The sequence below is a fragment of the Bradyrhizobium sp. WSM4872 genome (assembly GCF_055811715.1).
Genome location: NZ_JBVVPT010000018.1, coordinates 89237 through 108725, shown reverse-complemented (window position 1 = coordinate 108725; position 19489 = coordinate 89237). Strand labels below are relative to the sequence as shown.

The 19489-nt window shown below is 65.0% G+C and carries 17 protein-coding genes; 6 read left to right on the top strand and 11 right to left on the bottom strand.

The window, feature by feature from the left end; translation table 11 throughout:
- Positions 1-15 precede the first annotated feature (15 nt).
- From AC0L3C_RS23095 to AC0L3C_RS23075, 5 genes are read right to left on the bottom strand one after another with little or no spacing between them, the layout of a single operon-like run.
- Complete coding sequence (locus AC0L3C_RS23095) at positions 16-762, bottom strand: HAD family hydrolase (protein WP_473409058.1); 747 nt, start codon at positions 760-762, stop codon at positions 16-18.
- Positions 759-1646: an oxygen-dependent coproporphyrinogen oxidase gene (gene hemF / locus AC0L3C_RS23090; RefSeq protein WP_473278999.1), complete on the bottom strand. Its 888-nt coding sequence runs from the start codon at positions 1644-1646 to the stop codon at positions 759-761. Before hemF ends, AC0L3C_RS23095 begins: the two co-directional genes overlap by 4 nt.
- Before the next feature lie 16 nt (positions 1647-1662).
- Positions 1663-2028, bottom strand: coding sequence for a 6-pyruvoyl trahydropterin synthase family protein (locus tag AC0L3C_RS23085; RefSeq protein WP_007607071.1), 366 nt, complete (start codon positions 2026-2028; stop codon positions 1663-1665).
- A gap of 17 nt (positions 2029-2045) precedes the next feature.
- Positions 2046-2678 carry a 7-carboxy-7-deazaguanine synthase gene (gene queE / locus AC0L3C_RS23080; RefSeq protein WP_473409057.1) on the bottom strand — a complete coding sequence of 211 codons (633 nt, stop codon included), beginning with the start codon at positions 2676-2678 and terminating at the stop codon, positions 2046-2048.
- Between the two features lie 18 nt (positions 2679-2696).
- On the bottom strand, positions 2697-3155 hold the full coding sequence (locus AC0L3C_RS23075) for a tRNA (cytidine(34)-2'-O)-methyltransferase (protein WP_007595044.1): 459 nt from the start codon (positions 3153-3155) through the stop codon (positions 2697-2699).
- 289 nt (positions 3156-3444) lie between these two features.
- On the opposite strand from AC0L3C_RS23075, the gene petA reads away from it, so the two are divergent.
- The 6 genes from petA (at position 3445) to AC0L3C_RS23045 (ending at position 11155) form a co-directional block, all read left to right on the top strand.
- Entirely contained in the window at positions 3445-3975 is a 531-nt protein-coding gene (gene petA, locus AC0L3C_RS23070) for a ubiquinol-cytochrome c reductase iron-sulfur subunit (RefSeq protein ID WP_007595042.1), read from the top strand.
- 62 nt (positions 3976-4037) lie between these two features.
- Positions 4038-6110: a cytochrome b/c1 gene (fbcH, locus tag AC0L3C_RS23065; RefSeq protein WP_473262841.1), complete on the top strand. Its 2073-nt coding sequence runs from the start codon at positions 4038-4040 to the stop codon at positions 6108-6110.
- Positions 6111-6248: 138 nt separating this feature from the next.
- Positions 6249-6923: a dienelactone hydrolase family protein gene (locus tag AC0L3C_RS23060; RefSeq protein WP_473262842.1), complete on the top strand. Its 675-nt coding sequence runs from the start codon at positions 6249-6251 to the stop codon at positions 6921-6923.
- A gap of 116 nt (positions 6924-7039) precedes the next feature.
- Positions 7040-8191: a DMP19 family protein gene (locus tag AC0L3C_RS23055; RefSeq protein WP_473409056.1), complete on the top strand. Its 1152-nt coding sequence runs from the start codon at positions 7040-7042 to the stop codon at positions 8189-8191.
- A 250-nt stretch (positions 8192-8441) separates the two neighbouring features.
- The gene (locus tag AC0L3C_RS23050; RefSeq protein ID WP_473409055.1) at positions 8442-10607 is read left to right on the top strand and encodes an anthranilate synthase component I; all 2166 of its coding nucleotides are present in this window, start codon (positions 8442-8444) and stop codon (positions 10605-10607) included.
- Between the two features lie 8 nt (positions 10608-10615).
- The gene (locus AC0L3C_RS23045) at positions 10616-11155 is read left to right on the top strand and encodes an adenine phosphoribosyltransferase (RefSeq protein ID WP_007595035.1); all 540 of its coding nucleotides are present in this window, start codon (positions 10616-10618) and stop codon (positions 11153-11155) included.
- Positions 11156-11194: 39 nt separating this feature from the next.
- Here the strand turns inward: AC0L3C_RS23045 and AC0L3C_RS23040 are convergent, their stop codons facing one another.
- From AC0L3C_RS23040 to smc, 6 genes are all read right to left on the bottom strand, one after another.
- Positions 11195-11863: a hypothetical protein gene (locus AC0L3C_RS23040; RefSeq protein WP_473278937.1), complete on the bottom strand. Its 669-nt coding sequence runs from the start codon at positions 11861-11863 to the stop codon at positions 11195-11197.
- Between the two features lie 60 nt (positions 11864-11923).
- Entirely contained in the window at positions 11924-12679 is a 756-nt protein-coding gene (locus AC0L3C_RS23035) for a P-loop NTPase family protein (protein WP_007607084.1), read from the bottom strand.
- A gap of 204 nt (positions 12680-12883) precedes the next feature.
- Positions 12884-14134, bottom strand: a complete 1251-nt coding sequence (locus AC0L3C_RS23030) for a M48 family metallopeptidase (RefSeq protein WP_473409054.1) — start codon at positions 14132-14134, stop codon at positions 12884-12886.
- A gap of 32 nt (positions 14135-14166) precedes the next feature.
- Positions 14167-14727 carry a LemA family protein gene (locus AC0L3C_RS23025; RefSeq protein ID WP_007595027.1) on the bottom strand — a complete coding sequence of 187 codons (561 nt, stop codon included), beginning with the start codon at positions 14725-14727 and terminating at the stop codon, positions 14167-14169.
- Positions 14728-14866: 139 nt separating this feature from the next.
- A complete protein-coding gene (locus AC0L3C_RS23020; RefSeq protein WP_473409053.1) occupies positions 14867-15844 on the bottom strand; it encodes a small ribosomal subunit Rsm22 family protein in 978 nt (325 codons plus the stop codon).
- Between the two features lie 57 nt (positions 15845-15901).
- Complete coding sequence (smc, locus tag AC0L3C_RS23015; RefSeq protein ID WP_473409052.1) at positions 15902-19366, bottom strand: chromosome segregation protein SMC; 3465 nt, start codon at positions 19364-19366, stop codon at positions 15902-15904.
- Positions 19367-19489: the final 123 nt, after the last annotated feature.

The window sequence follows — 19489 nt, the reverse complement described above, 5'->3', positions numbered from 1 at the left end:
GCACCCGGATTGCAGTCAGCCCGGCACCAGTTCTGTCAGCGAGCGGATGATGCGGTCGGGCTTGACGATCGAGCCTTCGGGCAGGCCGTCGCCATGCACGTCGATCCAGATCGCGTAGATGCCGAGACGCTGGGGCGTCACGACTTCCCATTCCAGATTGTCGCCGATCATCCAGGTATCCTCGGCGGTGACGCCGAGCGCGTCCATCGCGTGCAGATAGGCACGCTCCTCGGGTTTGCCGAAACCGTGCTCGCCCTCGATCTGGATGTGGTGGAAGCGATGCGCCAGCTCGAAGCGCTCGACCTTGGCGCGCTGGGTGTCGGCGGCGCCGTTGGTCACCAGCGCGAGCTTGATGCCGAGCGCCTTGAGCCTGTCGATGGCGTCGTGCGCGCCGGGGAAGACGAACATCTCCTCCTCGCGATAGGCCGTGAAGCGGTCGGCGAGGCGAACGGCGAGGTCGTCGGGCAGGGCGCGATGACCGGCGGCCGCGAGCGCGGCAAAACCGCCCTTGACCGTGAGATGGCGGGCTTCGGCGAGCTTCATCCGCCACGAAGCGTCCGCATTGGCCCAGAAGTTTTTCGCGAAGGCCAGGACGGTGCTTGCGACCAGTTGCGGCGGCAGCGGCGCGAGCTCCTCCGCGAACTCTGCTGTGATCGTGTTCCAGGCGATCTCGGGCCGCGCATAGGCCGACAGGATGGTGTCGTCCATATCGATCAGCATGGCGCGCGGCAGCGGCCTCATTGCAGGCTTCATCGTCGTCATGGCCACTTCACCTCCGGCGGCAGCGACGACAGGATCGAATCCACATTGCCGCCGGTCTTGAGACCGAAGATGGTGCCGCGGTCGTAGAGCAGGTTGAACTCGACATAGCGGCCGCGCCGGATCAATTGCTCCTCGCGGTCCTCCGCGGTCCAGCTCGTCGCGAAATTGCGCCGCACGATGTCGGGATAGATCTTCAGGAAAGCGCGACCGACGTCCCGGGTGAAGGCGAGGTCGGCGTCCCAGTCGCCGCTGTCGTGCCAGTCGTAGAAGATGCCGCCGATGCCGCGCGCCTCCTTGCGGTGCGGCAGGTGGAAATACTCGTCGCACCACTTCTTGTACTTGTCGTAATCGGCGACGCCGTTCGGCTGCGTGCAGGCCTGTTTCATTGCGGCGTGGAAGGCGATGCTGTCGGCATCGTCCTGCGTGCGCCGGCGGTCGAGCACCGGCGTGAGATCGGCACCGCCGCCGAACCAGGCCTTTGTGGTGACGACGAAGCGTGTGTTCATGTGCACTGCGGGCACGTGCGGATTGCGCAGATGCGCGATCAGCGAGATGCCGGAGGCCCAGAACTTCGGGTCGTCCGCCGCACCGGGAATTTGCGCGCGAAACTCGGGCGCGAATTCGCCGTGCACGGTGGAGCAATGCACGCCGACCTTCTCGAACAGGCGGCCTGACATCATCGACATCACGCCGCCGCCGCCTGCCGCGCCGGTATGATCGGTGCGCTGCCACGGTGTGCGTTTGAAGCGGCCCGGCTCGCCCGAATAAAGGCTCTGCGGGGCATCGTCCTCCAGCCGCTCGAAGCTCGTGCAGATGTCGTCGCGCAAGGATTCGAACCAGGCGCGTGCGCGCGTCTTGCGGTCTTCGATCAAGCTCGGGTCCATTGTGGATGTCATTCTCTCAACCCTGCGGACCGTAATAGGTGCAGCTCTCGTTGCAACTGTCGCGGTGGATGCTGACGCGGGTGAGCTTGCCGATAGGCGCCAGCCGCTCCCAGACGAAGCGCGAGAGGTTTTCCAGCGTCGGTGTGCCCAGTGCCTCGATCTTGTTGAGATACTTGTGGTCCAGAATCATGCGCACGTCTTCGATGGCGCGCTGGACCAGGCCGAGATCGACCACCATGCCGGTTTTGGGATCGGGCGTGCCGCGCAGCGTCACCTCGGCGCGGAAGGAGTGGCCGTGGATCTCTTCGCTGGCCGCGCCGAACGTCGTTCCCGACAATGAGTGCGCCGCCTCGAAGCGAAACGATTTCGTCAATTCCCACATCTGTTCGAAAACCAATCCTATCTGATACCGAGCGATTTATGCGTCTGCACGCTGAGCCGCCATTGCGGATGATTGAGGCAATAGTCGATGGCGCCCGCAGTGTTTTGGGCGACCTCGGGCCCGTCCATCGGCTGCAGCGAGAAGCGCTCGAAGGCGAGATCCGCGAAGGCTTCCGGCATCGCGAGCGGCTGCGGATAGACCAGCTTCAGCTCGTGGCCGCGCCGGATCACCAGATCGCTGCCGCCCTTCGGGCTGACGCAGATCCAGTCGAGCCCCTCGGGCGGGGCGATCGTGCCGTTGGTCTCGACTCCGATCTCGAAGCCGCGGGCATGGAGCGCGTCGACCAGCGCGGCATCGACCTGGAGCAGCGGCTCGCCGCCGGTGAGCACCACATAGCGGTTGTCGGTGGAGGCCGTCCATTGCGCCGCGATGGTGCCGGCGAGTTCCGCGGCCGAGGCGTAGCGCCCGCCGAGCGTGCCGTCGGTACCGACGAAGTCGGTGTCGCAGAATTTGCAGGTCGCCGCGCTGCGGTCCGCCTCGCGCCCGCTCCAGAGATTGCAGCCGGCAAAACGGCAAAATACGGACGCGCGCCCGGCATGGGCGCCTTCGCCTTGCAGGGTCAGGAAGATTTCCTTGACCGCGTAACTCAACCGTCTCTCCTCAACATGTCAAACTTGCGGGTTCCGGAGCTGCCGCAGCGCTTCGCCTGCGGCCATCGCCGCGGTCATGGCGACATTGAGCGACCGCAGCCCCGGAGCGATCGGGATCACCAGCCGCGCGTCCGCCGCCTCGACCACCGCCTCGGTGACGCCGGCGCTCTCGCGCCCGAATAGCAGGATGTCCGCCGTCTGGTAACGGAAATCGCGGTAGTCGGTCGCGCCTTTGGTGGTGAACAGCAGCAGGCGGGCGCCTTGGGCCGCGCGCCATTGCTCGAATTTCGACCAGGAGTCGTGCCTGACGATGCTGACCTGATCGAGGTAGTCCATTCCCGCCCGGCGGAAATGCCGGTCGGAGACGGGGAAGCCCGCCGGTTCGATGATATGGGCGGCCACGCCCAGACAGGCGCAGAGCCTGAGAATCGTGCCGGTGTTCTGGGGAATGTCGGGTTGGAAAAGCGCTATCTGCATGGGCTGTGCATGGGCTGTGCCGGGTTCGGTGCGGGCCGGAAATGTCTCAATAAAACATCGCTGGCCGCGGAATTCGTGCATTGCACGCTCCCGCGCCGATAGCGGGCTTGCGCTCGCCCGGCAAGGGTGCCAATAGAACGATTCTGGACTGCTGTTTTCGCCTTGTTTTGGTGGGGGCACGTGAAGTTCTGCCGCCGCGGGGGGCCGCGGGCGCCGGCAGGCTGTTCTGGGGACCTTGGGGGCTCCTGGAGCGGTTCCGCCGGCCGCATAAGAAGAAAGGGTTGGAATCGTGACGACAGCGTCTTCGGCGGACCATCCGACACGCCGTGATTTCTTATTCGTTGCAACGGGGGCAGCTGCAGCAGTAGGGGGCGCAGCTGCGCTCTGGCCCTTTATCTCCCAAATGAATCCTGATGCGTCGACCATCGCCGCCGGTGCGCCGATCGAGGTCGATCTCAGCCCGGTCGCCGAGGGGCAGGACATCAAGGTGTTCTGGCGCGGTAAGCCGATCTATATCAGCCACCGCACCAAGAAGCAGATCGACGAGGCGCGCGCCGTCAACGTGGCGAGCCTGCCCGATCCGCAGTCCGACGAGGCCCGGGTCAAGTCCGGCCATGACCAGTGGCTGGTCGTGATCGGCATCTGCACCCATCTCGGCTGCATCCCGATCGCCCACGAAGGCAATTACGACGGGTTCTTCTGCCCCTGCCATGGTTCGCAGTACGATTCGTCCGGCCGCATCCGCCAGGGGCCCGCGCCCGCGAACCTGCCGGTGCCGCCGTACCAGTTCGTTTCCGACACCAAAATCCAGATCGGCTGAGCTTCGGGCCCTCGTCCGAAGCTTCGCGCCGTCTCGTCGTACTATTTCCTCAGGATCGCATCATGAGCGGACCATCCGACTACCAGCCGAGCAATCCGGCCCTGCAATGGATCGAGCGACGTCTGCCGATCCTCGGCCTCATGCACTCCTCGTTCGTGGTCTATCCCACCCCGCGCAACCTGAACTATTGGTGGACCTTCGGCGCCATCCTCTCGTTCATGCTGGGGATCCAGATCCTGACCGGCGTGATCCTGGCGATGCACTACACGCCGCATGCCGACCTCGCCTTCAAGTCGGTCGAGCTGCTCGTCCGTGACGTCAATTACGGCTGGCTGCTGCGCAATATGCATGCCGTCGGCGCCTCGATGTTCTTCGTCGCCGTCTACGTCCACATGCTGCGCGGCCTCTATTACGGCTCCTACAAGGAGCCGCGCGAGGTGCTCTGGATCCTCGGCGTCATCATCTACCTGCTGATGATGGCGACGGGCTTCATGGGCTACGTGCTGCCGTGGGGCCAGATGAGCTTCTGGGGCGCTACCGTCATCACCAACCTGTTCTCCGCCATTCCCTATGTCGGCGAGAGCATCGTGACGCTCCTGTGGGGCGGCTATTCGGTCGGCAACCCGACGCTGAACCGCTTCTTCTCGCTGCACTATCTGCTGCCGTTCCTGATCGCGGGCGTCGTCGTACTCCACGTCTGGGCGCTGCATGTCTCCGGCCAGAACAACCCTGACGGCGTCGAGCCCAAGACGGAAAAGGACACGGTTCCGTTCACGCCGCATGCGACCATCAAGGATATGTTCGGCGTCTCCTGCTTCATGCTGCTCTACGCCTGGTTCATCTTCTACATGCCGAACTATCTCGGCGACGCCGACAATTACATTCCGGCGAACCCGGGCGTGACGCCGCCGCACATCGTGCCGGAATGGTATTATCTGCCTTTCTACGCGATCCTGCGTTCGATCCCGAACAAGCTCGCGGGCGTGATCGGGATGTTCTCGGCGATCATCATCCTGTGCTTCCTGCCCTGGCTCGATGCCGCCAGGACGAAGTCGTCGAAGTACCGTCCGCTGGCCAAGCAGTTCTTCTGGATCTTCGTCGCGGTCTGCATCCTGCTCGGTTATCTCGGCGCGCAGCCGCCGGAAGGCATCTATGTGATCGCCGGCCGGGTCCTGACGTTCTGCTACTTCGCCTACTTCCTGATCGTGCTGCCGCTGCTCTCGCGCATCGAGAAGCCGCGGCCGGTGCCGAACTCGATCTCGGACGCCGTCCTGGCCAAGACCGGGAGCAGGTCGACGCCGATGGTGTCGAGCGCGATCGTGCTTGCGCTGGCGGGCGCGTTGTTTGCGGGCTCAGCCGACAGCGCGCGTGCCTCCGAAGGCAGCGACAAGCCGCCGGGCAACAAATGGTCGTTCGCCGGTCCGTTCGGCAAGTACGACCGCGGTGCGCTCCAGCGCGGCCTGAAGGTTTACAAGGAAGTCTGCGCCAACTGCCACGGCCTGTCCTACGTCGCCTTCCGCAACCTCGCTGAAGCCGGCGGTCCTGGCTATTCGGTCGCGCAGGCTGCAGCCTTCGCCTCCGACTACAAGGTCAAGGACGGCCCGAACGACGCGGGTGACATGTTCGAGCGCGCGGGCCGGCCGGCGGATTATTTCCCCTCGCCATTCCCGAACGAGCAGGCCGCGCGTGCGGCGAACGGCGGCGCGGCGCCGCCGGATCTGTCGCTGATCACCAAGGCGCGCTCCTACGGCCGCGGCTTCCCGATGTTCATCGTCGACTTCTTCACCCAGTATCAGGAGCAGGGCCCGGACTACGTTTCGGCGCTGCTCCAGGGGTTTGAGGACAAGGCGCCCGAAGGCGTTACCATCCCCGAGGGGTCCTACTACAACAAGTACTTCCCGGGCCACGCCATCAAGATGCCGAAGCCGCTCAGCGACGGCCAGGTGACCTATGACGACGGCTCGCCGACCACGGTCGCGCAATACGCCAAGGACGTCACCACGTTCCTGATGTGGACCGCCGAACCGCACATGGAAGCGCGCAAGCGCCTCGGCTTCCAGGTGTTCATCTTCCTGATCATCTTCGCCGGCCTGATGTACTTCACCAAGAAGAAGGTCTGGGCCGACTCGCACTGAGCGGCCCGAGCCGAGAATGAAGAGGCCCCCGCAAGGGGGCTTTTTTGTTGGGCACGAGAGTGTGTTGTCAGGCGCGATTGCCTATCGCGCGCTCAAACGCCAAAATGCCGCGAATCCAAAAACTCGTCGGAGGACACCATGGGAACCGCCATCACCTTCAAGCGCCCGGACGGCAAGGACGCATCGGGCTATCTCGCCAATGCCGCGCGCGGCAACGCGCCGGGCGTGGTGGTCATCCAGGAATGGTGGGGTCTGTCGGACCAGATCAAGGGCCTGTGCGACCGCTTCGCGCTGGCCGGGTTCGATGCGCTGGCGCCCGATCTCTACAAGGGCAAGGTGGTGCCGTATCACGACACCGACGCCGCCGGCAAAGAGATGAACTCGCTCGACTTCATGGACGCCACCACCCAGACGGTGCGCGGCGCCACGCAATATCTGTCGCGCAACGGCGCCAAGGTCGGGCTAACAGGCTTCTGTCTCGGCGGTGCCGTGACCATCATCGGCGCGGTGCATGTCCCGGAGCTCACGGCGGGCGTTGTGTTCTACGGCATTCCGCCCGAGCAGGCCGCCAAGCCCGCCGACGTCAAGATTCCGCTCCAGGCCCATTTCGCCAACAAGGACGATTGGTGCACGCCGGAGCTGGTCAACGGCTTCGAAAAAGCCATGAAGGCCGCCGGCAAGTCGCTGGAGCTGTTCCGCTATGACGCCGAGCACGCTTTCGTCAACGAGCAGCGCCAGGCCGTCCACGATCGTGAAGCCGCCGAGCTCGCCTGGGGCAGGGCGACGGAGTTTTTCCGGAAGCATCTGGGGTAGGCTGGTCGCCGACGGACCGCGATCAGCGCTACTGCCGCGCCACGATTGAAAGTCAATCACCGCAATCATAGAGTGCAGTCGCAGGGCTTTCCACCATGCGACTGCAGGAGAGCACGATGATTGTGGATGGCCGCTTGACCAAGGTTGTGGTTCCCAGCAAAGCGCTGGAAGCGGCTCGGGACCCCGAGAAGGCCGATTATCTAACCGGCGCTGTGGTCGACTATGTCAGCCAAATTCAGCACTTCGGCGTCTACACGAGAGGTGAGCTCCCGGCCGTGGCCATACAGGCCTATCATGCCGACTTCTATCTCGCTCAGGTCTGCAACGGCGGTCACAGCCAGTTCATCGGCAACACAGGGGTCGCGATGCTCCCAACGACGTCCGGCGATGCACTCGCTGGATTGGAGGCGATGGGAGCGAGCGCGCAACACCAGATCTTGCAGGAGATGATCGCCTGGGTAGAGGCTCATCCCGACGAGGCTGCGCTGCAGACCGGATTCGAAAACCGCGCCGCGGCGCTCAGCGCGCTTGATAAGCGCTTCTATGCGGTAGAACGAGAGCAACCAATGATACCACTCGCGGCCCGATGGATCGCGAGCTGGCCCGAATTGCACGCCGTCTCGCAGGAGCAGTATGCTTCCGAAATCGAGCGGCTTGCGCAGCTTAACCCACATCTGTCCCACCGCCGGATCTGGCAAAGCGTTCGCCACATCAGCTTCCAGATGACTGACGACTTGCAGATCACGGTCGCGGCGGCCTGCGGGGCGGTGAGGCCTGACCCGGAGCTCAAGGTCATGGTGCTTCCAGGATTCGACACGGATGTGGAGGGGCAGCAATGCACGGCGTTCGGCGTCAGGACCAACAAGGGCTCGCGGCTATGCGTCTTTGACGAGGCGGCTGGGCGACTTTATGAACTTGCGAAGCCCCCTACGATAGTGGGCGCGCGGCTGTCGACTGTGGGGACTGACACGATCCAGAATTTCTTGAGAATTGCCGAGAAAAACTTTGCGGCCGAAGCGATCGACCTGCTGTTGCGGAAGTTAAGTCTGGGTCCCACCGCGGTGATCACGGCCTTGAGCGTGAGCGACGATCGAGCCACTTGGTGTGCGGTCACAGGAGAGACCCGCGTTTTGGTCGAAACCTTGGGCGACCGCGCCCAGGTCATCGGATCTGGTGGCGAGCTCGTGCTCAAGGTCATGCGAGACGAAATCGAGCGTCATGCCGCAGACGCGGCCGTGGGGCGCGACAGCCTGCGAGACCGGCAATAGCCCTCGTTGCGATATGCGCCATTTTGCCGGTCGAGGCGGCTCCAGCCACCCTTGACGCCGTCCCCGCGCCATGGTGAGTATCCGGCCATGAGCACCGCCGTCCGCCCATCCCGTCTTTGGTGGCGCACCTCCTGAGAGGTGGCCGGTGCGATTTATTCTCCCAAAATCGTCTGAGGTCGCCCACGCAGTGCGGCGGCCTGATCGTTTGTCCTGTGTGGCGTTCCCTCGACAAGTTTCGTAAGAGGACCCCATGAACAGGACCGTCTTTGCCCTTCCGGCTCGAAGCGACTATGTGACCCGCGCGGGGCTTGCGGTCACGCGCGTGGCGGAGCAGTTTTCCGGCGGCGCCAACCGGCTCGACGATCTCGTCAACCTGCTCGACCGTCGCCGCGGCGTGGTGTTGTCGTCGGGTACGACCGTGCCCGGCCGTTACGAGAGTTTTGACCTCGGCTTCTCCGATCCGCCGCTCAAGCTCGAGACCACCGGCGTCAATTTCAAGCTGGAAGCGCTGAACGCGCGTGGGGAGGTGCTGATCGCCTTTCTCGCCGACGTCTTGCGCGAACCCTGTGCCGTGATCTCCGAGAAGACGCCGACGCGCCTTGCCGGTCATATTGTCCGCGGCGAAGCCCCAATCGACGAAGACCAGCGCACGCGGCGCGCCAGCGTGATGTCGCTGGTGCGTGATCTCGTCGCCGCTTTCTCCGCCAATGACGATGGGGTGCTCGGCCTGTTCGGCGCCTTCGCCTACGACCTCGTGTTCCAGATCGAGGACCTCGTGCAGAAGCGCGCGCGCGAGAGCGACCAGCGCGACATCGTGCTCTACGTCCCCGACCGCCTGCTCGCCTATGACCGCGCCACCGGCCGCGGCGTCGTGCTCATTTACGATTTCGCGTGGAAGGGCAAGTCCACCGCGGGCTTGCCGCATGAGACCGCCGAGAGCCCCTACCTCAAGACACCGCGCCAGGGTTTTGCCGATCACGCGCCCGGCGAATATCAGGCTACGGTCGAGACCGCGCGCGCCGCCTTTGCGCGTGGCGATCTGTTCGAGGCGGTGCCGGGGCAGCTCTTCGCCGAGCCCTGCGACCGCTCGCCGGCGGAAGTGTTCCAGCGGCTCTGCGTCATCAACCCGTCGCCGTACGGCGCCCTGATGAATCTCGGCGAGGGCGAATTTCTCGTCTCGGCCTCACCGGAAATGTTCGTGCGCTCGGACGGACGCCGGGTCGAGACCTGCCCGATCTCGGGCACCATCGCGCGCGGTACCGATGCGATCGGCGATGCCGAGCAGATCCGCCAGCTCCTGAACTCCGAGAAGGACGAGTTCGAGCTCAACATGTGCACCGACGTGGACCGCAACGACAAGGCGCGCGTCTGCGTCCCCGGCACGATCAAGGTGCTGGCGCGGCGGCAGATCGAGACCTATTCAAAGCTCTTCCACACCGTCGACCATGTCGAAGGCATGCTGCGTCCCGGCTTCGATGCGCTCGATGCGTTCCTCACGCATGCCTGGGCCGTCACCGTCACCGGCGCACCAAAACTCTGGGCGATGCAGTTCGTCGAGGATCACGAGCGCTCGCCGCGTCGCTGGTATGCCGGCGCGATCGGGGCGGTGAATTTCGACGGCAGCATCAACACCGGCCTCACCATCCGTACCATCCGGATGAAGGAAGGCCTTGCGGAAGTGCGCGTGGGGGCCACCTGTTTGTTCGACTCCGATCCCGCCGCCGAGGACCGCGAATGCCAGGTCAAGGCCGCGGCCCTGTTCCAGGCGCTACGCGGCGATCCGCCGAAGCCGCTGTCGGCCTTTGCGCCCGATGCCACCGGAAGCGGCAAGCGGGTACTGCTGATCGACCATGACGACAGCTTTGTGCATATGCTGGCCGATTACTTCCGCCAGGTCGGCGCCGACGTCACCGTGGTCCGCCATGTGCATGCGCTCGACATGCTCGAGCAGAAGCGCTGGGATTTGCTGGTGCTGTCGCCGGGCCCCGGCAGGCCTGAGGATTTCGGGATCAAGAAGACCATCGACGCGGCACTGGAGAACAAGCTGCCGGTGTTCGGCGTCTGCCTCGGCGTCCAGGCGATCGGCGAATATTTCGGCGGCGAACTCGGGCAGCTCACGCATCCCGCCCACGGCCGGCCCTCGCGGGTGCAGGTGCGCGGCGGGCGGCTGATGCGCAATCTTCCGAACGAGATCGTGATCGGCCGCTATCACTCGCTCTATGTCGAGCGCGACAGCATGCCGGAGGTGCTATCCGTCACCGCCAGCACCGAGGACGGCGTCGCCATGGCGCTGGAGCACAAGACCCTGCCGGTCGCCGGCGTGCAATTCCATCCGGAATCGCTGATGTCGCTCAGCGGCGAGGTGGGCTTACGAATTGTCGAGAACGCGTTCCGCCTGGATGCGCGCGCTGATTGAGAGGCACAATGACTTTTGACCACGATCTGAAGGCGAGCGTCCGCACCATCCCGGACTACCCGAAACCCGGGATCTTGTTCCGCGACATCACCACGCTGCTCGCAGATGCGCGTGCGTTCCGCCGCGCGGTCGACGAACTCGTCAATCCCTGGGCTGGCAACAAGATCGACAAGGTCGCCGGCATGGAAGCGCGCGGCTTCATCATCGGCGGCGCTGTGGCGCACCAAGTTTCGGCCGGCTTCGTGCCGATCCGGAAAAAAGGCAAGCTGCCACACACCACCGTGCGCATCGCCTACTCTCTCGAATACGGCATCGACGAGATGGAGATGCATGTCGACGCCATCCAGCCCGGCGAGCGCGTGATCCTGGTCGACGACCTCATCGCCACCGGCGGCACCGCGGAAGGCGCGGTGAAATTGCTGCGTCAGATCGGCGCCAATGTGGTCGCCGCCTGCTTCATCATCGACCTGCCGGATCTTGGCGGCGCCGCCAAGCTGCGCGCGATGGACGTGCCGGTGCGCACGCTGATGACGTTCGAGGGGCACTGAGCCAGGACGCAGACGAGTATCGGCCGGGTAAATTCTCGCCTAGGACCGTTGCAGGATCAGGCTGAGCTCCAGCTCGCGGAACGCGAGATAGTTCCGCCGGGTCCACTGGTGCAGCTCGGTCGAGGCATCCTTCTCCTGGCGCAGATAACCGGTGAAGGAGAAATTCAGCCGGCCGATATAGGTCTTCAGGAATCCGGGCAGCGCGGGCAGTCGGAATACCCGTCCGGTAGCCATCGCGGCCGGTAGTTCGCCGCGCACGATGTGCTCGTTGTCCACCGTGATCAGGTTGATCCGCGGGATTTGTTCGCGCAACATCTCGTGGGCGCGGGCCGAGACGCGGTCGGTGTCGGCGACGAACAGGATCATCGGCGCGACGTGGCGGCGCGCCGCCTCTTTCAACAGGCCGATCTCCTCGGTCATCTTGAAGAACTCGTCAAAGGCGTGGAAGCCGAGGTCGATGACCTTGGCAACCCCGTCATCGACGATGACGCGATCCATCAGCTGCATCTTGCCGTAGGTGTCGATCACGTCGGCGGTCTCGGTGATCGTTGGCAGATAGTCGAGCAGCGACGGCTCCTTCAGGTTGACGTCGAAGGCGGCGACGTTGCCGTTCTTGAGCAGCAAAAATTCGCTCAAAAGCCGCGCCAGCAAGGTCTTACCGACCTGCGGGCGGGGCGAGCAAATGATGTAGAGGGGCGTCGCGGACATCGCTAGCTATATCAGTCGAACCTGGCGACCAATCCAGCCGTATCCGCCCGGCTTGCGCAACTATTTTTCGCTGTTGCGGGCCCCGGATTTCGTCGAGCCGACGATATCGGTCAGCCGGATCCGGTCGAACTCACTCCAGACGTTCGCAAGCCAGTGTCGGACATAACCGCGCAGCACGAACGAGTAGTTCGCGGCCTCGTCGTTGATGCCCTTGTTGGCGACGAATTTCAGGAATGGGACGGAGGACACCTCGACCTGCTCATAGGCCATTTCGTTGAGCTTGGGGATGGTCAGCTCGGTCGCGTCCTTGATGCGGTTGAAATACGATTGGTAGGTCGCCTGATCCCACTGGAAGAACTGGGTATCGTTGATGAAGTTCTTCACCAGGAAGTATTTGGCGCCCCCCATGAAGCCCGCGGTCTCGGCGATTTCGTCCAGAGAGGCGATCGAGGGTCCGAGGATGTGGAATACGGCAAAGGTGATCTGGCCGGCCTTGGCGGCGTCGAGGAAACCGATGTCGCGCAAGGAGGCGAGTGCCGGCGAGAGCAGGCCGGCGCGGACGTCGATCACGGTGACCGACGGGCTCGTCGCGTTGAGCGTATCGAAGATCTTCATCTGATCCGACGTCGTCGTCATGTCGACGATCTCGGTGATGTCAGGGTGGAAGCGCTTCAGGGTTCCGCGCGGCGATTCGGTGTCGAAGGCACGCGTCGGCACGTTGTTGGCGGAAAAATAATCGAGCAAGGTGCGCGACACGGTGGTCTTGCCGACCCCGCCCTTGTCCGCGCCCACCACAACCACTGCCGGCTTTGCCATTGCTGTCCCCTAACGCGCCCCCCGATCGCGAAGTCGCAATCGGCCGGGCCCCAAATCGATGTCGCAAACATGTCCCAAGTCTGCTGTTGGGCGCGAACATGGCAGAAACAAGGGAGAATTCAATTGCTCGGCATGCAGTTACGCCAATTCCCGAGGTTTTTCCCAATCGCGACCAATCCTGCCGCGCATGGCGTCAAATCCCGCTCAATGGCGGCCCCAAGGACCCATAGGATTTCCTGTGGGATTGCCCAAGGAATTACCTATCGGGTTGCTGCTGGCGGTTCCGGCGGAGCTGGGTGCGGGCACGGGCGGCGGGTTGGCTGCGCCGCCTGCGTCGTTCCAAGGACCTTGCCTGGGACCCTGGCGCAGCGGCGGTGGAGTGTTCTGCCGGTCGGCTTGCGTGTCCGGCTCCTCGGCCTCGTCGGCGGGAGGCGGCAGCGGGCCAGGATCATGGCCGCCGCCGAACTTGACCAGTGCGTCGACCCGCGACTGCACCGAGGGGTGGGTCGCGAACAAATCGGCAAAACCCTCGCGCGGATTGTCGACGCAGAGCTCCATCACCGCCGAGGTTGCGCCCAGCAGTTCGCCGCGGTTCTCGATCTTGCGCAGCGCCGAGATCATGGCGTCCGGGTTTTTCGTCAGCTCGACCGAGCCCGCGTCCGCGAGATATTCGCGCGAGCGCGACAGCGCGAGCTTCACCACCTGCGACAATAGCCAGGCCACCACGATCAGTACGATAGCGATGATGATGACGATCACCGCGCCGCCGCCGGAACTCTTGCTGTCACTCGACGACGAGGACGATCGTGACGAGGAGGAGCCCGACGACCAGGAGCCGCCGGAGCTCCAGCTGAAATTCGTGAACAGGCGGAAGAACAATTCGCCGAAGAACCCGACCACGCCCGCGATGATGACGGCGACCACCATGAGCTGCACGTCGCCGTTCTTGATATGGGTCAGCTCGTGGCCGAGCACCGCCTCGATCTCCTTGTCATCAAGCGCATTGAGGAGACCGGTGGTGACGGTAACCGAATATTGCCGCGGGTTGAGGCCGGTCGCGAACGCGTTCAGCGCCGGGCTCTCCATGATCTTCAGCTTCGGCATCGTGATGCCGCGCGAGATGCAGAGATTTTCGAGCAGATTATAGAGCCGCGGCTCCTCCTGCCGGGTGACGTCGTGGCCGCCGGTCACTGCATCGATCATCGACTGGTGGAAGAAATAGGCGATCACGATCCAGGCCGCTGCGACGACGGTCGCAACCGGTGCGGCGACTTTCAGATCATAGAAGGCGCGTCTCAGATAATCGACGACGGTCTCGTCGCCATTGATGACGACTTCAGCGATCAGCGCGCCGGCATAGACCAGCACATAGACCAGCGCGAACAGGCCGGCGAGCAGCAGCATCGAACGAAACTTGTTCGAGGCGATGTGCGTGTAGAGACCATACGCGGCCATGACGCGATGCCCTGCCGACCTATCGGCTCAACTCAGAACTTCACCTGCGGCGTGGCTTCGACCTCGGAGCGGCTGGCACCGAGATCGAAGAAGTCCTTTTTGGTGAAGCCGAACATACCGGCGAACAGAGCGGCGGGCATCTGCTGGATGCCGGTGTTATATTCCTGGACCGCGCTGTTGAAGAAGCGGCGGCTGGCCGCGATCTTGTTCTCGAGGTCGGACAGCTCGCTGGCGAGTTGCTGGAAATTGGCGTTGGCCTTGAGGTCGGGATAGGCCTCCGACAGCGCGATCAGTCGGCCAAGCGCGCCGGAGAGCTGGTTCTCGGCCGCGGACACCTGCGCCGGCCCCTGCGCCGACATCGCCGAGTTGCGCGCCTTGATGACGTCGTCGAGCGTGCCGCGCTCATGCGATGCGTAGCCCTTCACCGTCTCGACCAGGTTCGGGATCAGGTCGTGGCGCTGCTTGAGCTGCACGTCGATGTCGGCAAAGGCCTGGCCGACGCGCTGGCCCAGCGCCACCAGCCGATTGTAGGCGGCGAAGGCAAAGAACACGAGGACGACGATAACGCCGAGGACGATCCAGCCGGTCGACATGGAGAACTCCTGAAGGGGGAAGAAGGCGGGCGCTAGGGTAGACCAAATTGGCGCGGAGCGAGAGCCCCGGCGCAGAGGGGAGGTAAGACTTGGTCGGATGAGGGACCATCCGAGTTCAAGGCGAAAGCCCCGGAGGAGGTTAACTTTCGGACAGGTCGGCATCACCCCAGCGCCAGCGGCGGGCGCTTGCATAGGCGGTCTTGTCGCGGCGCGGGATCCTGGCGAGTCCGACACCGCCCTCAGCGCAGAGCTTTGCCGTGATCTCGGCCTTGCCGACATCGGGCGGCGCCAGCACGCGCGCGGCGCGGGCTGCGGGCGGCGTACGGGTCAGCGCCACGTAGATGAATCGCTCGTCCTCGAACGGCACCTCGGCGCCCTTGATCTGGCGATGAGCCTGCGAGCGCGGCAAGCGTCGCGAGAAATGGCACCAGTCGGGCGCCGTCAGCGGACACGGCTTTTCGTGCGGGCAGGGTGCGGCGACGTAGGCGCCCGCCGCGATCAGTTGCTGGCGCAAAGCGAGGATGCGGGCGTAGCCGGCGGGCGTGCCGGGCTCGATCACGACCAGCGCGTGGCGGGCTTTCGCCCACATCGCTTCCGCGAGCTTGCGTTGATCGCCCTCACTGAGCTCGCCGATGACATAGCTCGCGACGACGAGATCGGCTTGCGAGACCTCAGCGAGGTTCGCGCCGGCATCGCCCGGCAGATAGCGGCAATCCGCCAGACGCGTGCTGTCGCGCGCCAGTTCGAGCGCGAGACGGCTGAGCGTGGCGTTGGCGTCGAGCAGGGTGAAATCCTGCAGCGAGGAGAACGCCTCCGCCGCGGCCCAGCTCGCGGTGCCCGGACCTGCGCCGACGTCGAGCAGTGTTTCCGGAGCGAGGTCCGGTGCGATCTCGGTCAGCGCATTCAGACTTGCCGCCACCGCCGCATAGGTCGCCGGCATGCGCGCGAGCGCATAGGCGAGCGCATCGGCCTCGGATTTGATCGTGCCGGAGCCGCCGCCTGCGCGATAGGTGGTCGAGATTTTCTGCGATCGCTGCGCAGCATCGGTGCGTGAGAACCCCTGCAGCTTGCCGTCGAGGGCCGCCTTCAGTTCCGCGGGGAGGGTAGGTGAGATCATGTTTCATCATCCGCTTTCGCGGATGATGACGTCAATGGGTGCGTGACGGGCGCAGCCTCACGCCACGTTCTGGTCGAGAATGTCCACCGCCTCTTGCAGATTCACCGACACCAGTTGCGAGACGCCGCGTTCGGCCATGGTGACGCCGAACAGGCGGTTCATCCGCGCCATCGTGATCGGGTTGTGGGTGATGATGATGAAGCGCGTGTCGGTCGAGGCGGTCATCTCGTGCAACAGATTGCAATAGCGCTCGACGTTGTGGTCGTCGAGCGGCGCGTCGACTTCGTCCAGCACGCAGATCGGCGAGGGATTGGTGAGGAACACCGCGAAGATCAGCGCCATTGCGGTCAGCGCCTGCTCACCGCCCGAGAGCAGCGACAGTGTCTGCGGCTTCTTGCCCGGCGGCTTGGCGATGATTTCGAGGCCGGCTTCGAGAGGGTCATCGCTCTCGATCAAATGCAGCGCGGCTTCGCCGCCGCCGAACAGCTCGACGAACAGACGCTTGAAGTGGTTGTTGACGACCTCGAACGAGGTCAGGAGCCGCTCGCGCGCCTCTTTGTTGAGGCTCTGGATGCCCTGGCGCAGCCGTTTGATGGCTTCGACGAGGTCATCGCGCTCGGTGACCAGGCCGTTGTGCTGGGTCTCGACCTCGCGCAGCTCTTCCTCGGCGCGCAGGTTCACCGCGCCCAGGCGCTCGCGGTCGCGGCGCATCTTTTCGAGGTCTTCCTCGATGTCATGCAGCGGCGGCAGCTCGGCGCCGGGCTCGATCTCGGCGAGGCCGGCGACGGCCTGCGGCTCGACTTCGAGCATGTCACGGATCTCGCGCTCGATGTCCTCGAGCCGGCGCCGCGCGCCTTCCATGCGCTCCTCGGCGCGGGCGGTCGCCTCGCGCGAGCTCGACAGCGCCTCCAGCGTCAGCTTGGCGACGCGATCGGTCTCGGCCATCGCGTTTTCCGCGGTCGCCAGCGCGTCAGCGGCCATGCGGCGGTCGTTTTCGGCATATTCGATCTCGGTAATCAGCGCGCTGCGCTTCTCCGCGAACACCGCCGGCGCGTTCTCGAGATCGCTGCGCTCGATCGAGACTTCGGCGATGCGCGCCTGGATGGTGTCGATATGGGAGGCCGCGCTCTCCTTGCGGTTCTGCCACTCGGTGCGCTCGGCGAGGATCGCCTGCACGCGGCGGTCGGCCAGCTCGGCTTCGCGCGCCAGCGCCTGGGCCTCGGCGCGGACCTGCGCGGCCATGCGGCGATGGCCTTCGATGTCGCTGCGGACGGCGGCGAGACGGGTTTCGGTGTCCTCGCTCGACGGCAGCTCGGAGATCCCGGCTTCAGCGTATTCGCAGGCGGCTTCGGCTTCGGCACGGTCGGCGGCCAGACGGCTGTGGGCTTCCGACAGCGTCGCCTTGCGCGCGGCGTGGCGGCTGATCTCGCGCTCGACCATGGCATGCCGCTCGCGCGCGACGTTGAGCTCGCGCTGTGCTGCGCGCCAGGCTTCGCGGCTTGCACCTTCGGTGCTGGCGGCCATCTGCAGCTCGGCCTCGGCGTTCTCCAGCGCTTGACGCTTGATCTGCGCGTCGATGCGGGCCTGCTCCAGCTCGTTCTCGATGTCGATGAGGCGGGCGCGCTCGGCAAGCCGCCGTGCTGCGCCGGTCGGCGCGTGGGCGGCTGCGACAAAACCGTCCCAGCGCCAGACGTCGCCTTCGGGCGAAACCAGCCGCTGGCCGGTCTTGAGCTGCGAGACCAGCTCGGCGCCGCGCTCGCGCGGCACCACGCCGATCTGCGCCAGGCGGCGGGTCAGCTCGGCCGGGGCCTGCACGTGGCTGGCGAGCGGCACGACGCCTTCGGGCAGTTCCGGATCGCCGTCGGTGACGCCGGCATTGGTCCAGCGCATCGGCGCGGACGGATCGACCGGGGCGTCGAGATCGTCGCCAAGCGCTGCGCCGATCGCCTTTTCGAATCCCTTGTCGACGGTGATGCCGTCGATGATCGGCGGCCACAGATTCTTGGTCTCGCCGTTGAGGATCTTGGAGATCGTGCGCGCCTCGGTATCGAGCCGCTGCACGCGCTTGTCGGCTTCGACGAGCGGCGAGCGCGAGGATTCCAGCGTCTGCCGCGCGGCGACGTGCGCTGCCTCGCTGGCTTGAGCCGCGGCTTCCGAGGCCGCCAGTGTCTGTTCGGCGTTCTCGACCGTCGCGGTCAGCTCGTCGAGATCGCCGAAGCCGCCGGTCGCCTCGGTCAGCTTCTGCTCTTCCGTCGCGACGTTCGAAATCTCCTGGTCGAGCCGGGCGAGCTTGTCGCGGTGGGTCCGAACGTTGGCTTCGAGTTGATTGCGCTTGGCGGTGAGGTCGGCGAGCGCGGTGGTGAGCTCGGCGAACTGCTGCTCGGTCTCGGTCAGCACCGCCTCGGCTTCGGCGACACGCTCGTCGACGCCGGAGCGCTTCTCGACGCGCGACTTGATCTCTTCCTTCAGCTCGGCATCTTCGGCGTCGAGGCGCTGCAGCGCGACATCGGCGTCCATGGTCTGCTGCTGGGCACGCGAGATGTCGCCTTCGAACTGGGCGAGGCGCCGCTCGAGTTCCGCGACGCGCTCCTTGGCGCGCTCTTCCTCGCGATCGAGCAGCTCGCGGGCGTTTGTCAGGCGCTGCAGCCCCGCCGCGGCGCGCGCTTCGGCATCGCGCAGCGCCGGCATTTCGGCAGCGCGGATCGCCTGGATGCGTGCGGCTTCGGCCTGGTGCTGAGTACGCTCAGCCATCTCGCGGACGGCGAGATCGTGGGTCTGGCCGGATTCGTTGACGTCGGCATGGGCCCCGATCCAGCGCAGATGGAACAAGGTCGCTTCGGCCTTGCGCACCTTGGCCGCAACTTCGCGATAGCGCACGGCCTGGCGGGCCTGCTTCTTCAGGCCCTCCATCTGGCCTGCGAGCTGGCCGATCACGTCCTCGACGCGGGTGAGATTGGTTTCGGCGGCCTTGAGCCGCAGCTCAGCCTCATGGCGGCGGGCATGCAGGCCGGCAACGCCGGCGGCGTCTTCCAGCACGCGGCGGCGCTGTTCGGGCTTGGCCTGAATGATCTCGCCGATCTTGCCCTGGTGGACCAGGGCCGGCGAGCGCGCGCCGGTGGCGGCGTCGGCGAACAGAATCTGCACGTCGCGGGCGCGCACGTCGCGGCCGTTGATGCGGTAGACCGAACCGGCCTCGCGCTCGATGCGGCGGGAGATTTCGAGCAGCTGGCTGTCGTTCATCGCCGCCGGCGCGGTGCGATCGGAATTGTCGATCGTCATCGTCACTTCGGCGTGGTTGCGCGCGGGGCGATTGCCGGAGCCGGCGAAGATCACCGCGTCCATGTCGGCGGCGCGCAGCGACTTGTAGGAGGTCTCGCCCATCGCCCAGCGCAGCGCCTCGACGAGATTCGACTTGCCGCAGCCGTTGGGGCCGACCACGCCGGTCAGGCCAGGCTCGATGACGAAGTCGGTGGCCTCAACGAAGGACTTGAAGCCATGAAGGCGCAGGCGGGTGATTTTCATAAGCACGCATCTCTGTTGGCAGGCGCGAATCCCCCTGCCGGGACAATACCATGGAAGGCAGTGTCGCTATCCGGGCGAGTCGCGCGAGGCGCCTCATGCGGCTGGACAATGGCCGCGGTGTGC